The organism is Klebsiella sp. R390, assembly GCF_051131745.1.
Taxonomy (GTDB): domain Bacteria; phylum Pseudomonadota; class Gammaproteobacteria; order Enterobacterales; family Enterobacteriaceae; genus Klebsiella.
In genome coordinates, this window is sequence record NZ_CP180445.1 from 3,852,567 (window position 1) to 3,866,399 (window position 13,833).

General features: G+C 58.1%; 14 protein-coding genes. 5 read left to right on the top strand and 9 right to left on the bottom strand.

Translation table 11 applies throughout. From position 1 onward, the window contains the following. Positions 1-7: 7 nt before the first annotated feature. Positions 8-1,111 (top strand): fimbrial protein, encoded by a 1,104-nt coding sequence (locus ACMYSP_RS18085; protein ID WP_434583430.1) that lies wholly within the window; start codon positions 8-10, stop codon positions 1,109-1,111. A 160-nt stretch (positions 1,112-1,271) separates the two neighbouring features. Further along, a complete protein-coding gene (locus ACMYSP_RS18090) occupies positions 1,272-2,033 on the top strand; it encodes a transporter substrate-binding domain-containing protein (RefSeq protein ID WP_434583432.1) in 762 nt (253 codons plus the stop codon). 36 nt (positions 2,034-2,069) lie between these two features. Here the strand turns inward: ACMYSP_RS18090 and ACMYSP_RS18095 are convergent, their stop codons facing one another. Next, the gene (locus ACMYSP_RS18095) at positions 2,070-2,972 is read right to left on the bottom strand and encodes a LysR family transcriptional regulator (RefSeq protein ID WP_434583434.1); all 903 of its coding nucleotides are present in this window, start codon (positions 2,970-2,972) and stop codon (positions 2,070-2,072) included. A gap of 135 nt (positions 2,973-3,107) precedes the next feature. On the opposite strand from ACMYSP_RS18095, the gene speB (ACMYSP_RS18100) reads away from it, so the two are divergent. Both speB (ACMYSP_RS18100) and ACMYSP_RS18105 read left to right on the top strand, forming a co-directional pair. Further along, on the top strand, positions 3,108-4,079 hold the full coding sequence (gene speB / locus ACMYSP_RS18100) for an agmatinase (protein ID WP_434583435.1): 972 nt from the start codon (positions 3,108-3,110) through the stop codon (positions 4,077-4,079). A gap of 14 nt (positions 4,080-4,093) precedes the next feature. Beyond that, positions 4,094-4,906 (top strand): ABC transporter substrate-binding protein, encoded by an 813-nt coding sequence (locus ACMYSP_RS18105; protein ID WP_434583437.1) that lies wholly within the window; start codon positions 4,094-4,096, stop codon positions 4,904-4,906. Between the two features lie 49 nt (positions 4,907-4,955). Here ACMYSP_RS18105 and ACMYSP_RS18110 read toward each other — a convergent pair whose 3' ends face one another. The 8 genes from ACMYSP_RS18110 to speB (ACMYSP_RS18145) all read right to left on the bottom strand — a co-directional run bounded on the left by ACMYSP_RS18110 (position 4,956) and on the right by speB (ACMYSP_RS18145) (position 12,767). Next, entirely contained in the window at positions 4,956-5,750 is a 795-nt protein-coding gene (locus ACMYSP_RS18110) for an SDR family NAD(P)-dependent oxidoreductase (protein ID WP_434583438.1), read from the bottom strand. Positions 5,751-5,836: 86 nt separating this feature from the next. After that, entirely contained in the window at positions 5,837-6,769 is a 933-nt protein-coding gene (locus ACMYSP_RS18115; RefSeq protein WP_434583440.1) for a 2-hydroxyacid dehydrogenase, read from the bottom strand. Between the two features lie 5 nt (positions 6,770-6,774). Then, a complete protein-coding gene (locus ACMYSP_RS18120) occupies positions 6,775-7,503 on the bottom strand; it encodes a class II aldolase/adducin family protein (RefSeq protein ID WP_434583441.1) in 729 nt (242 codons plus the stop codon). Next, the gene (locus tag ACMYSP_RS18125) at positions 7,504-9,024 is read right to left on the bottom strand and encodes an amino acid ABC transporter permease/ATP-binding protein (protein ID WP_434583442.1); all 1,521 of its coding nucleotides are present in this window, start codon (positions 9,022-9,024) and stop codon (positions 7,504-7,506) included. Positions 9,025-9,055: 31 nt separating this feature from the next. After that, positions 9,056-9,859 carry an ABC transporter substrate-binding protein gene (locus ACMYSP_RS18130; protein ID WP_434587161.1) on the bottom strand — a complete coding sequence of 268 codons (804 nt, stop codon included), beginning with the start codon at positions 9,857-9,859 and terminating at the stop codon, positions 9,056-9,058. Between the two features lie 9 nt (positions 9,860-9,868). Then, positions 9,869-10,945 carry an isopenicillin N synthase family dioxygenase gene (locus ACMYSP_RS18135; RefSeq protein ID WP_434583443.1) on the bottom strand — a complete coding sequence of 359 codons (1,077 nt, stop codon included), beginning with the start codon at positions 10,943-10,945 and terminating at the stop codon, positions 9,869-9,871. Positions 10,946-10,947: 2 nt separating this feature from the next. Continuing rightward, positions 10,948-11,805 carry a sugar phosphate isomerase/epimerase family protein gene (locus tag ACMYSP_RS18140; protein ID WP_434583444.1) on the bottom strand — a complete coding sequence of 286 codons (858 nt, stop codon included), beginning with the start codon at positions 11,803-11,805 and terminating at the stop codon, positions 10,948-10,950. Between the two features lie 11 nt (positions 11,806-11,816). Beyond that, positions 11,817-12,767: an agmatinase gene (gene speB, locus ACMYSP_RS18145; protein ID WP_174510397.1), complete on the bottom strand. Its 951-nt coding sequence runs from the start codon at positions 12,765-12,767 to the stop codon at positions 11,817-11,819. A 112-nt stretch (positions 12,768-12,879) separates the two neighbouring features. On the opposite strand from speB (ACMYSP_RS18145), the gene ACMYSP_RS18150 reads away from it, so the two are divergent. After that, entirely contained in the window at positions 12,880-13,791 is a 912-nt protein-coding gene (locus ACMYSP_RS18150) for a LysR family transcriptional regulator (RefSeq protein ID WP_123756852.1), read from the top strand. Positions 13,792-13,833 lie beyond the last annotated feature (42 nt).

The following is a 13,833-nucleotide window of genomic DNA, read 5'->3' on the forward strand; positions in this document are numbered from 1 at the left end:
AGCAGCCATGCGTCGCGGCTTTAGAATAATGCAGTTGGTGTTCCTGCTGATGGCAGGGATTTACAGCCACTATGGCTGGAGTGAAAGCTGCAGCGGCAGCGTCGGACAGATGACGATTAACGTGCCGAATATTCGCTATCTGCCTACGCTGCCCGTCAACACGCAGATGACCAACGCCATGGCCGATAACGGTAGCGGTATTCATTTTGTCTGCGATCTGCAACTGCCCACCGCGGTCTGGAAACAGATTGTCTACCGGCAAAACAGCACCGGAACGCCGCTGGTGATTAACGGCCAGCATGTTTATCCCTCGGCCCTTAGTGGTATCGGTTATTCGCTGGGATTTCAGTGCAGCGGCGGCCCGGTACGCTACATTGATGGCAGTCATGCGCCTGCCGGCAGCGAGTCCATGACGGTATGCGATAGTTCGCAATTGTCGGCGTTGCTGAGCCAGCGAGAAACCGTGGTCAAAGCCTATATTACCTTTTACAAAACCGGCGACGTGGCGCTGGTGAGCGGCAACCATGCCAGCGTTCCGGCGCAGCCGCAGGTCGGTAATTTAACGATCGAGAAGCAGGACGTCAGCGGTGGGGCCCACACCGCCAGCGCGCCGGTGAGTATCGACCTCGGGGCGCTCAACGTTGACATTGGTGCCAGCGGCAGCTGTCAGGTGACCCGCCCGACCATCAACGTAAATCTGGGGACCGTCAATAAAGCGGCGTTCAAAGGCCAGACGACAACCGCCGGGACGGCGCAGACCTTCAGTATTCCGGTCTATTGCACCACCCCGACCGATATCCGGATTGGCTTTTTTGGCATCACCGCCGACCCCAGTCTTAGCGATACCCTGGCGCTGGCAAAAGTTGACGGGGCCGCCAGCGGCGTCGGCATCAAACTGAGCTACGGCAATAATCCGGCACCGGCACCCTCTGCCGGGACCGCGGTAAAAATCAATGAAGCCAGCAACCTGCCGGTGCTAAAACATATGCCTGCCAGCAATGCCGCCAGCGCGGAGAACATCAATTACACCGCCCAGTACGTGCAAACCAGCACTGTGGTGACTCCCGGACGGGCGAACGGCCAGGTCACTTTCGCCATCGAATATAACTAATCTGACGCGCCGTGCAGGGACGGCGCTTCCGGTTGTGCAGCATAAAAATAAAACATACCATTAACAAATCATCAGGGTTGCCCCCCGGCAATCACCTCATAAAACGCGGTCTAATAACGCGGAAAAGTACCCTAACTAACACATTGATAAGGATGATGGTATGAACCTTAAGGTCTGTCTTGCCTGTGTACTGGTGAGTGTTGCCGGTAGCAGTCAGGCGCGCGATATGTCGACGATCCAACACAGCGGTGAGCTGAAAGTCGGCGTACCGGGAGATTACGCTCCGTTGGCATTTCACAACGAGGCGGGTGAACTTCGCGGATACGACGTCGATATGGCGAAGGATCTCGGTCAGAAACTGGGGCTAAAGGTCACCTTTGTGCTGACCAGCTGGCCAACGCTCTCCAGTGACCTGAAAGCCGATAAATTTGATATTGCGATGGGCGGCGTGACCGAGACCCCGGAGCGGGCGAAGGATTTTGCGCTTAGTCATCCGGTGGTGGCGAACGGCAAAATTGCCCTGGCAAACTGTATCGCGGCTCCGGCGCTCGGCAGCCTGGAGAAGATAGACCAGCCGACGGTCAAAGTGATTGTGAATCCGGGCGGCACCAACCAGAGCTATGTCGATGCGCATATCAAACACGCGCAGATCATCAGAGTCAAAAATAACGTCGATAACCTGGAGGCGCTGCGCCAGAAAACCGCCGATATGATGGTCACCGACCTGATTGAAGGGTTTTATTACCAGAGTAAAGAGCCCGGCGTCTTTTGTGTTGCCACCGATAAGCCGTTCCCGGGTACCGCCAGCTTTAAAGTCTATATGATGAATAAAGATAATCAGCCGCTGCTGGAAAAGGTCAATCAGTGGCTGGACCGCCAGGATAAAAATATCCTCAAGCAAAAATGGAAGATCCACGAGTAGCGCTCAGCGCTGCGCGCCTTGCCTGAGGGCCTGGCGCTAACGTTTCCGCGCCTTGATCTCGGCGCGGACGTTGTCCCGTATCGCGCGGATTAACGTCTCTTTGCTGCGGCCGCGGCGAAAAATCAGCGAAAAGGGCGCCTGGTAGCCGTACTCCGTTGGCAGCAGGGCGCGCAGACGTTGCGATTGCACCCACGGCAAGGCGTAGTGCTCCGGTAAATAGCCGACGTATTTCCCGGACAGAATCAGCATCAGTTGGGCTTCCATGCTTTCCGCACTCGCAACGCTCTGTTTAAAGCCTTTACGCCCCAAATCGCTGCTGCTCCAGTAGCTACGGGTCACCATCCGCATCTGTGAAATTAACGCTTCAGTTGGATGTTTCACCGTAAATAGCGGGTGGTTGTCGGCGCAGTAGAGCCAGTTTTGCTCGCGATAGAGCGGGTGAGAGACCACGCTGTTAGCCTGAATCGAGAAGGTACCGATCGCCAGATCCAGCTCGTTATTCAATACCCCTTGCAGCAGGGCGTTCGGGCTTCTGACCTGCAGGTTGATATGCACCAGCGGGTAGCGTTCGCTGAAGCTGGCGATAATCTTGCTCATCGGCAGCATCGGGTCGGTGATCGTTGAATCAATCACCCCAAGATTAAAAATCCCGCTCTGGTCGCCGCGCAGCATGGCGGTGCTGCGCTCGAAATGCTCCATCGAATCGATCAGCTCAATGCTTTGCTGCAGTACGGTTTCGCCTTTTTCGGTCAGCGAAAAACCACCTCTTCCCCGGCGGCACAGGGTGATACCAAGCTTCTCTTCAAGCTCGCTCATATAGTTGCTGATGGCGGAGACCGTCAGGTTAAGCTCCTGCTGCGCATTGGCGTAGCCCTGATATTTTGCCACCGTAATAAAAACCTGCAGCAGGCGCAGATTCGGAAATTTACCAACTGACATAAGAGGATGCTCCGCTGTAAGCCCCGGGAATTGTTTTTATTTTTCTAAACTAATTTTTTAGCTTTGACTATTTTTTCTCAGCATCCCGTTGCGCAGTATCTCTGCATCGACCCGAAAAGCCATGGAGATACCGCAATGACATTCGTCCCTGAACAGGCCTATCCGCAACCGCAGGATGGCGACATCCCGCGTTTCAGCGGACTACCGACTTTTTTCCGTCTTCCCTTTGCGCCACAGGCTGCCGATCTGGATATCGCTGTTGTGGGCGTGCCGTGGGATGGGGGGACGACCAACCGCGCGGGTACCCGCCATGGGCCGCGCGAGCTACGTAATGCGTCGAGCCTGGTGCGCCGGGTTCATCCGGTCTCCCGCCGTTCCCCTTATGATTTTGCGCGGGTGGGCGATCTGGGCGACGTGCGCATTAACCCCATGGATGTGCAGGACAGCATGGCGCGCATTGAAGCCAGGTATCGCGACCTCGCCCAGCAGGGTGTTATGCCGTTAACGGCGGGAGGCGACCATCTCACCACCTTGCCCGTATTGCGGGCGCTGGGGCGGGATAAGCCGCTGGGGATGATCCATTTTGATGCTCACTCGGATACCAACGATAGCTACTTTGGTGGCGAGCGTTTTACCCACGGCACCCCGTTCCGTCGCGCCGTAGAAGAGGGTGTGCTCGACCCCCGGCGGACGGTGCAAATCGGCATTCGCGGCGCGCTGTTCTCTGAAGACGAACACTGCTGGGCGGAGGAAAACGGCATCACTATTTTCCGTATGGAACAGGTGAACGAGCTGGGTATCGACGCAGTCATGCAACGGGCGCGTGAGATCGTTGGCGATCGGCCGACCTACATTAGCTTCGATATTGACGTGCTGGATCCGGTTTATGCTCCCGGCACCGGGACTCCGGAAATTGGCGGTATGACCACGATCCAGGGACAGCGCTGCATTCGCCAGCTTGCCGGACTGAACCTGATCGGCGCGGATCTTGTCGAGGTGTCGCCGCCGTTTGACCAGGGCAATCTCACCAGCCTGACCGGCGCGACCCTGATGTTTGAACTGCTGTGCCAGCTTGCCGATGCCCACCATCGGCGTATCGCTTCCTGAACGGAGTCCGACAGATGAAAAGACCTTTTGTATTACGTACTCTCGCCAGCGTGCTGCTGGCGTTGGGGCTGGCATCGTCGGCTCAGGCCGCGCAGACGTTGCTTGCGCCGGGAAAAATGAAAGTCGCCATGGAGGTGGCCTATCCGCCTTTTGAGTCCTGGCAGGATGACAAGATCGTCGGTTTTGATGCCGAGCTGGCGGCGCTGCTCAGCGAGAAAATGGGCCTGACGTTGCAGCTGGTGGACACTAAGTTCAGCAGTCTGATCCTCGGCCTGAACGGCGGACGTCAGGATGCGGTGATCTCCGCACTCTATATCACCCCGGAGCGTACTCGCCAGGCGGATGCGATCCCCTATGCCAATACCGGGGCCTATATCATGGTGCGCAGCGACAGCCACGTGACGCCGAAAACGGAAAACGATCTGTGTGGCTTAAGCGTCGGTCTTCAGCAGGGAACCTCATGGGTGAAAAAGCTGCAGGAGCTGTCGGCCGGGTATTGCCAGCAGCAGGGTAAAGGGGCTATCGAGATCAAAGAGTTCCCGACTTCGCCGGAAACCCTGCAGGCGCTGCTGTCCGGCAATATTCAGGCTCAGGTGGATATCGCCGGGGTGGTCAGTCTGTTTACCCAGCGTAGCAAAGGGCGTCTGAAGGTCAGCTCTCCGCAGACCATCTATCCGCAAACGCTGGGGATTTATGTTGGCAAGGGCAACCAGGCGCTGGCGCAGCAGTTCGCGACGGCGTTGCAAACGCTGCGCGACAATGGGGAGTACCAGGCGTTGTTGCAGAAGTATGCCGCCTACGGCATTACGGATGACAAGGCGAAGTAATAGAGGAATAACCCGCCCGACCGCGATGGTGCGGGCGGGCGTAACGCCGTCAGATAATATCGTCCACCACGCCGCCGTCAACGCGCAGCGCTGCACCGGAAGTGGCGGAAGCCTGGGTTGAACAGACGTAGACCACCATGTTTGCCACCTCTTCAACCGAGGCCGCTCGTTGGATCACCGAGCTGGGGCGATGGGTCATCACAAAATCTTTGGCGAGCTGATCCAGCGGCTGGCCGGTTCTCGCGACCTCTTCTTTTAACATCTCGGCGAAACCGTCGGAGATCGTCGGGCCGGGCAGCACGCTGTTAACCGTGACGCCGCTACCGGCAACGAATTTCGCCAGCCCGCGCGCCAGCGAGAGCTGGGCGGTTTTGGTGACGCCGTAATGGATCATGTCCGCCGGGATATTGCGTGCCGATTCGGAGGAGATAAAGACCACCCGGCCCCAGCCTTTCTGGACCATCGCCGGCAGAAGGGCGCGCGACAGCCGCACGCCGGACATGACGTTGGTCTGCCAGTAGTTTTCCCAGGTGGCGTCATCGGTGGCGTAAAAATCCTGCGGTCCGTAAATTCCGGCGTTATTGACCAGAATATCCACGCCGGTGACGGCCTGTAGCAGCTGCGCGACTCCGTCGGCGCCGCTAAGGTCGGCCACCGCGGCACGCGGCCGGGCGCCAGGGACGTCATTTTGCAGACGGGCGATAGCTTCGCTGACGCTGCGCTCGCTACGCCCGTTAACGATAACCTCCGCGCCGCTGGCGGCCAGTCCTTTGGCAATCGCGAAGCCAATGCCGGCCGTTGAGGCGGTCACCAGCGCCACTTTCCCCGCTAGATCAATGTGCATAATGTTGGCCTTATGGTGGATGAAACAGACCCTTAAGCGTAGCAGTTGCTTATCATGCACACCGGGGATTGCTCTACAAAAATGTGTTAATACCCGCTCTGTTTATTGACCAGATTTTTCAGCGGCAGAGCGTGCTGCTGGCGCTGAATATTGTCCAGCAGCTGGCGGGCAATCACCTCAACCGGGGCGATGGAGGCCATATGCGGCGTGACCACCACCTGCGGATGGCTCCAGAGCGGGTCATCCTGGGGCAGCGGCTCGACCGGGAAGACATCCAGCACCGCCCCCGCCAGTTGACCGCTATCCAGCGCCTGCACCACATCGTTATTGACCATATGCTCGCCGCGTCCGCAGTTGATCAGCACCGCGCCTGGCGGAAGCTGGTCGAACAACGGCTGCGCAAGGATCCCGCGGGTCTGCTCGGTGAGCGGTAAAATATTGATTAACGCGTCCAGCTTGCCCAAAAAGGCCCCGGCCTGGGCCTCGCCGTGATAGCACTGGACGCCGGCGAGCTGCTTCTCGCTGCGCGCCCAGCCGGAAACGCGATAGCCGAGTTCGGCGAGATGGCTGGCGATGTATCCGCCGATCTCCCCCAGTCCCATCACCCCGACGTGAAAATCGGCGGCGGCGCGCTGAGGATCGATTTTCCAGACCCGCTGGCGTTGATGCGCCAGGGCGCGGTCAAAATGGCGCTGGAACCACAACACGCCCCACAGCGCATACTCGAACATCCCGTGGCGAAAATCTTCATCGACGACCCGGCATAATGGAACGTCGCTGGCGAAAACCGCCTCCGGGAGATGATCCACGCCTGCCGATGCGGCCTGGATTAATTGCAGGGCCGGCGAACGGGTCAGCAGGTTCGGGTCGGGGAACCAGCAGCTGGCATACTGCGCGTCGCTGGCGGCCGGATGATCGGGCAGCACCGCAGTCACTTCGGGGAAACGCTGCAACGCGTCGCAAATCTCGCGGGCATAGTTCTGGTCGTTGCAATCGACGACGATAGTCAGGTTTGGCATAGGCGTTAGTCTTTATAAGAAGTGTCGAGACGGTCGAGGCGGCGCAACCATGCCTGCCACACCTGTTGGCGCTCATGCTCCACGCCCATCAGCTGCTCGCAGGCGTGCTGGCTCAGGTGGGGCGGGATGGTGTGGATCGGGCTGAGCGGGGCCAGCTGCGCGGTTGCCATCTGAATTTCGCAGGCGCGGTTGAGGTAGTACATGATGTAAAACGCATCGGCAACGGTGCGCCCTACCGACAGTAGCCCGTGGCTCTGTAAGATCATGGCGATGTTATCCCCCAGCGAGCGCTGAATGCGCGCACGCTCGTCGAGGTCAAAGGCAACACCTTCATAGGGGTGATAGCCGACACGCTGATAAAACTCAGTGCTGATCTGGTTGAGCTGCAGTAAGCCATCCTGACAGGCGGCGACCGCCATTCCCGGCAGCGTATGGGTGTGGATGACGCAATGCGCATCTTCCCGTGCCATATGCACCGCGCTGTGGATGGTAAACCCGGCGGAGTTTGCCGGGGCGTGGCCTGCCACCACTTTCCCCAGCATATCGACGACGATCAGATTGCTGGCGGTCACCTCATCGAACATCATGCCGAACGGGTTAATCAGAAAGCGCGGTTCGCCGTCGCCGGGCAGGCGTACAGAAAAGTGGGTGTAGAGCGTATCTTCCCAGCCAAACAGCGCCGCAAGGCGGTAGGCGGCTGCCAGATCCTGGCGTAGTTCACGTTCAGTCGTCATTTATTGCACTCCCATAAATTCACGTATGCGGCCGAGCGCCGGGCCATCCGCGTTATCACGAATGCGCTGCGGGTGGACATCGCTGACTACGACGCCGTTTTCCATCATCACCACCCGGTCAGAAATCGATAATGCGAAGTCCATCTCATGGGTGACGATGAGCATCGTCATCCCTTCGCGGGCGAGGGACTGGATAACCTTCAGCACTTCGCCAACCAGTTCCGGATCCAGCGCCGAGGTGGGCTCGTCAAACAGCATGATGTCCGGTTTTAAGGCCAGCGCCCTGGCGATGGCGACGCGTTGTTGCTGGCCGCCGGAGAGCTGCCACGGGTATTTCTCGGCATGGGCCAGCAGCCCGACGCGGTCCAGCAAATAAAGGGCCTGCGCTTTGGCGACGTCGTGGTCAACCAGCTTGTGGTACAGCGGGGCGAGCATTACGTTGTCGAGCACCGTGCGATGGGGGAACAGGTTAAAGCTCTGGAACACCATGCCGATACGGCGCACGCCGGCGCGCATCTGCGGTTTATCGACGATTGCCGCCCCTTTGAGGTAGTCTTCGCCGTACAGCACGATCTCCCCGGCATCAATGCTTTCAAGGGCGTTGATGGTGCGGATAAGGGTGGTTTTACCGGAGCCGGATGGCCCGATGATGCTGATGACCTGGCCGTTTTCGACTTTCAGGTCGATGCCTTTCAGCACCTGATGCTGGCCCCAGGATTTTTCGATAGCCCGCAGGTCGAGCGCCGGCGGCGTGCCGCTGGTGGATTCGGCTTTGACGGTTTGCTGTGGTGCCTTCAGGGTACTGCGCAGGGCATCACACTCGGCGTCGTTGTAGGTTTGCGGACGCTTTTGCTGAATATCCAGCATGTTTTCCAGCGCCCGGAACAGCCAGGTAAAGAGAGTCACCACCATCACGTAGTAAACCGCGACCGCCAGCAGCGTCTCCATCACGAGGAAGTTCTGCGCATACAGCCGTTGGCCGGTGAGCAGCAGTTCCGGTAATGAAATGACCGACAGAATCGAGCTGAGCTTAATAATGGTGATGTATTCGTTAATCAGCGTGGGTAACGAAATCCGAAACGCCTGCGGAATAATAATTAAGCGTTGGATCCCGATAAAGCTGAAGCTTAATGCGTGACCGGCTTCGCCTTGCCCTTTGGCCACCGACAGTAAACCGCCGCGATGGATCTCCGCCATATAGGCCGCTTCGGTGACGGTCATTGACACCAATCCGGCAATAAACGGAATACCGAGCAACGGCTGGGTCACCGGGAAGAGCTGCGGCAGGTTATAGACAAATACCAGCAGCACCATTAACGGCACGCTGCGGAAAAACCAAATATAGAGTTCGACGGGAACCTTCAGCCAGCGCGGGCCGGAGAGCTTGGCGCAGGCTAAAAGAAAACCCAGTATCAGGCCAATAAACCAGGACAATGAACTGACGACCACCACCGTGACACACGCCTGCCAGAATGCCCCAACGCTAAATAATGAGAAAAAGTATCCCCAATCGAACTCCATACCGACTCCTGTTTCTTATGGTTTTATTGTATTAATCGATGCGTTCTAAATTGTATTTCTTGATGATGGCGTCATATTTGCCGTTGGCTTTTAAGGTGGCCAGCGCCGTTTTAATCGCGGTCACCAGTTCGCTATTGCCTTTGGCGACATAAATCCCCAGCGGTAATGGATACACCAGTCGCGTAGAGCTGATGGCCAGGCGGCCACGGCTTTTATCGACGATGATCTGCGCCGCCGGGGCGATTTCGACTTGCGCGCTGATATTTTTCGACAGCAGGGCCTGGGAGACTTCCGGTGAAGTCGGGAACTCCGAAATAGCGATCGCCGGTTTGCCGTTTTTCAGGCAGTACTCATCAGAGTGGGTTTTCAGGCTGGTCACCCACGAGGTTCCCTGCTGCAGGCCCACCTTCACGCCGCACAACTCATCTTCCGTCTTCGGCTGTACATCGCCGCCTTTGAGGGCAACGATCGCTGCGCCGGACAGGGCATACGGGATCGCATCGGCCTGTTTCAGGCGTTCCGGGGTGATATACATCCCGGAGATCACCGCGTCGTACTTCTTACCAATGCCTAAAATCAGGCTGGTGAATTTGGTATCGATCAGCTGCGGTTTGGCTTTCAGCTGCTCGGCAATCAGCGCGGCAAAATCCGGATCGAGGCCAACGATGTTGTTGTTGCTGTCGTAAGATTCAAACGGCGGATAGGTGACCTCCATGCCCACTTTAAAGACGCCATTGGTCAGCAGCTCTGCGGCGTGGGTCAGCGGGGAAAAGCAGGCGGTGACGGCGATAGCTAAAGCCACACGGCGCGAGAACTTCTTAAGCGTTTTTTTCATCATTTATCCTCACGGGTTATTAACGGTTTTTTGCTGTGCTTGTTTTTTCAGGTGGCCAAAGGTGTTGGTGCCGCGGGCGCGCTCCGGCAATTGCAGCTCGCCTTTAGTGACTTTCTCGCGCAGGTAGCGATAGGTCTGCAGCGCCTGGCTCCACATATGTTCGCCGATGCTTAATTCCTGGTATTCGCCCGCTTCACCGGCGGCCAAAAAGGTCGGCAGCGGGCGGATGAGCGTGTGGTAATCACAGGCGAAAAACAGCGGGAAGGAGTAGCGTTCCTGCGGCACCTTGCGAACCCGGTGTGCTGTAGCAACAAATGTGCCAGCGCTCAGCACTTCCAGCATGTCGCCGATATTGATCACGAACGCCTCCTCTTCTGCGGCGTTCTTCTGCGGCGGCGCATCGATCCAGACGCTATCTTCATTCAGCACTTCAAGGCCCGGCTGGTCAGCGAGCAGCAGGGTGAAGCACTCGTAATCGGTGTGTGCACCAATACCGGGAACATCTTCGGCACTGGCATCAAAGGGATAGTGGATCAGGCGCAGCTTTGCCGGCGGGCAGGTGACCATCTCCTTGAAGTAGCCTTCCGGCAGGCCCAGCGCGAGGGCAAAGGCGTCAAACAGGCGATGGCCAAGGGCGAACACCGCCTCGTAGTAGGCCAGTACCCGGGATTGAAACTCCGCCAGTTCCGGCCACTCGTTGGCGCCAATCAGCGGCGTACCGGCCAGCACAAACGGATGGTCGGCGGCTGCCTGGAAACCAATATCAAAGGCCTCTTTATGGTCCGGTTTACCGGAACCGTAAATCTCTTCCCCTTCAGGCACATAGCCTTTGTGGCTGGCTGAACGGCCGATGTAGTACTGCATTTTTTGATCCATCGGCAGGGCGAACAGCTCTTTGGCCGCGCTGCGGACTCCGGCGATCAGTTCAGGGGCAATGCCGTGGCCGGTAATATAGAAAAAGCCGACTTCACGCGCCGCCTGGCCGATCGCATCGGCCACGCCCTGGCGCTCGGCAAGATCGTTGCTGAGAAGAGCGCTGATATTAATGGTCGGTAATTCAGTGAAAGAACTTTTTGCAACGCTCATCTCTAAAGCTCCTTGTCGGTGAGGGATAAAAAGTCGGCAAACTGCTGCTGTTGCCGGGTCGCCATCCACGCATTCAGCGACCACAGGTCGGCAATCGGGACGTTGGTGAACGGCAGATGATGCAGATAGCCATCGGGGCCAAACTCAGGGGTCAGCGTGGTGTACTGATAGCCGCGCTGGCGCTGCGAGTGCCAGATTTGCTGCCAGATACGCTGCTGGAAATCCAGCGCGGTGCGATATTCCGGCGCCGCCGGATGAGGCACCTGCGGTCCCTGGTCGTAACCGGCGCGCGCCTGGGTGTGGTGCACGCGGTCGATAAAGGCGCTGAAATCATCGCAAGGGTCATCCAGCAGGCGCTCGCTGACCACGATCCAGTGGCTGATGTCGGCGGTAAATCGCAGCTGCGGCAACTGGGCGATAATCTCGAGGGTCAGCCACGGGCTGTACAACGAGGTGGCGCGGTGGGTTTCAAAGCTGCAGGTCAGCTCGTACGCCGCTGCCAGCTCGTGGGCCTTGCCGAGAAAATCCACCTGCTGCGCCAGCGGCCAGCGGTCGTTGCCGGCCAGCAGATTGACGAAGCGCGGGTTCAGCGACTTTGCCTCATCAAAGCGGCTTTTTAAGCGCTCAAGATGCTGCTGCGGGGTCTCGGCCTGCACCGGGATCACGCTGCCGCCGCTGAAGACGATGGCAATGTACTCCAGCGCGGACTCGTGCAACTGTTGGGCCAGCGTCTGGCGCGCGTCGGTGGTCAGCGGGACGCGAGCCTCGATGCCGCAGCAACCGACCGCTTTCAGCTCGCTGAGCGTTTGTTGCCACGGGGTGGTGACGCCCCAGAGCGTGCGAAAAACCTTGAGTTGCATGGTCTGGATCCTTATGGGTATTTCACGCCGGGCAGCACGCAGAGCATTTCATACAGTAGGTTGGCTGCCAATTGGGAGGTGTTGCCGCTGACGTCGTAGGGCGGTGAGACTTCAACCAGGTCGCAGCCAATCAGGTTCAGGCCACGGCAGCCGCGGACGATTTCCAGCGCCTGAATGGAGGTCAGGCCGCCGACTTCCGGCGTCCCGGTGCCGGGCGCCCAGATGGGATCGAGGCTGTCGATATCAAAGCTCAGATAAACCGGACCATCGCCCATCTGCTCACGTACTTCGGCCATCAGCGGGGCCAGAGATTTGTGCCAGCACTGTTCCGCCTGTACCAGACGGAAACCCTGATCGACGCCCCACTGGAAGTCGCCGGCGGCGTAACCCTGGGCGCGTTGACCAATCTGCACCACCCGTTTGAGATCCAGCAGGCCCTCTTCCACCGCGCGGCGGAAGGTGGTGCCGTGGGCAATTTTTTCCCCGAACATCTCATCGTTGGTATCAGTATGGGCATCCACATGAATCAACCCGACCGGGCCGTGTTTCTTAGTCAGGGCGCGCAGAATCGGCAGGGTGATGGTGTGGTCGCCGCCGAGGGTCAGCGGGATCAGCGGGAAACTATTTAATCCCGTGTAGTAATCCTCGATAATCTGCACCGATTTCAGCAAGCTGTAGGTGTTGATCGGCACGTCACCGATATCGGCAACCGATAAGGATTCAAAAGGCGCCGCGCCGGTCGCCATGTTGTAGGGGCGAATCATCACTGATTCGGTACGGATATAGCGCGGCCCGTAGCGGGTGCCGGAGCGCTGGGAGGTACCGATATCCAGCGGGATGCCCACGAATGCCGCATCAAGTCCCTGTAAATCTTCAATAAATGGCAGGCGCATCATGGTTGCGCGGCCGCCAAAACGTGGCATCTCGTTGCCACCCTGTGGTTGATGAAAGACGTTATCCATTTCAGCTCCTGAATCTGATACACAAATGCTCGACAGGGAGATAGTGCGAAAGATGTGCTGGACTTTAAATCGTCTGCTGTAAATACTTAGTTCATTTATTGGTGAACTAAATATGCTTAACGACGGCAGTCTCAACATTCGACAGCTGCAGGTTTTTGAGGCGGTGGCCCGCCTTGAGAGCTACAGCCGGGCCCAGCAGGAGCTGGGGATTTCGGTATCAGCGATCAGCAACGCCATGTCTCAGCTGGAGACGCAGCTCGGGTTCAGCCTGTGCCAGCGCGGGCGCGGGGGCTTTGCGTTGACCGAGAAAGGTCAGCAGTTTTTACAGCAGGCGATTCGGGTGCTTAGCGAGCTGAACGAGCTGGAGCGCCAGTCGTCGCTGCTGAAGGGCGAACACAGCGGCACGATTTGTATCTCGACGCTGGACTCGATCGAAACCGAAACGGCGCTGTCGCTGCCGGTGGTGCTGCGCAGCTTCAGCGATAAGTTTCCTCATGTGCATATCAAGCTGATTATCCGTACCCCGGCGGAGCAGCTGAACGGCGTGCTGAATAACCATATTGATTTGGCGATCGGCAGCTATAACTCCCAGGTGCATAACATCATCAGCGAGCCGCTGTACCGCGAACAGCACTGGCTCTACTGCAGCGACCTGCACCCGATGTTCTTCAGTCGCCAGCTCGATAAAGATCAGATCAGCCAGTGCCCGTTGGTGACCCGCAGCTACTGGAATACCAGCGACCTGCGCCGCCGTGGCTTTAGTAAAGGCAGCGCCACCGTCGAAACCGTGGATGCCCAGCTGCTGCTGATCCTGTCGGGGAAATATATCGGCTATCTCCCCGAGCACTACGCCTGGCCGTGGATCAAAGAGAACCGGCTGCGGGTGCTGTTGCCTAACGAGTTTGGCTTCCAGTCGCCGTTCTCGGCGATCTGCAAGCGTGGGCGCAGCAACGAGCCATATCTGAAAGAGTTTCGTAATTTGCTGAAGAAAAATACGGTGGCCAGGCCGAAGTGGAACTACTAGCAGGCGCGGCTCTGGACGAGCGGGGGAGAGTGCCAGCCGCAG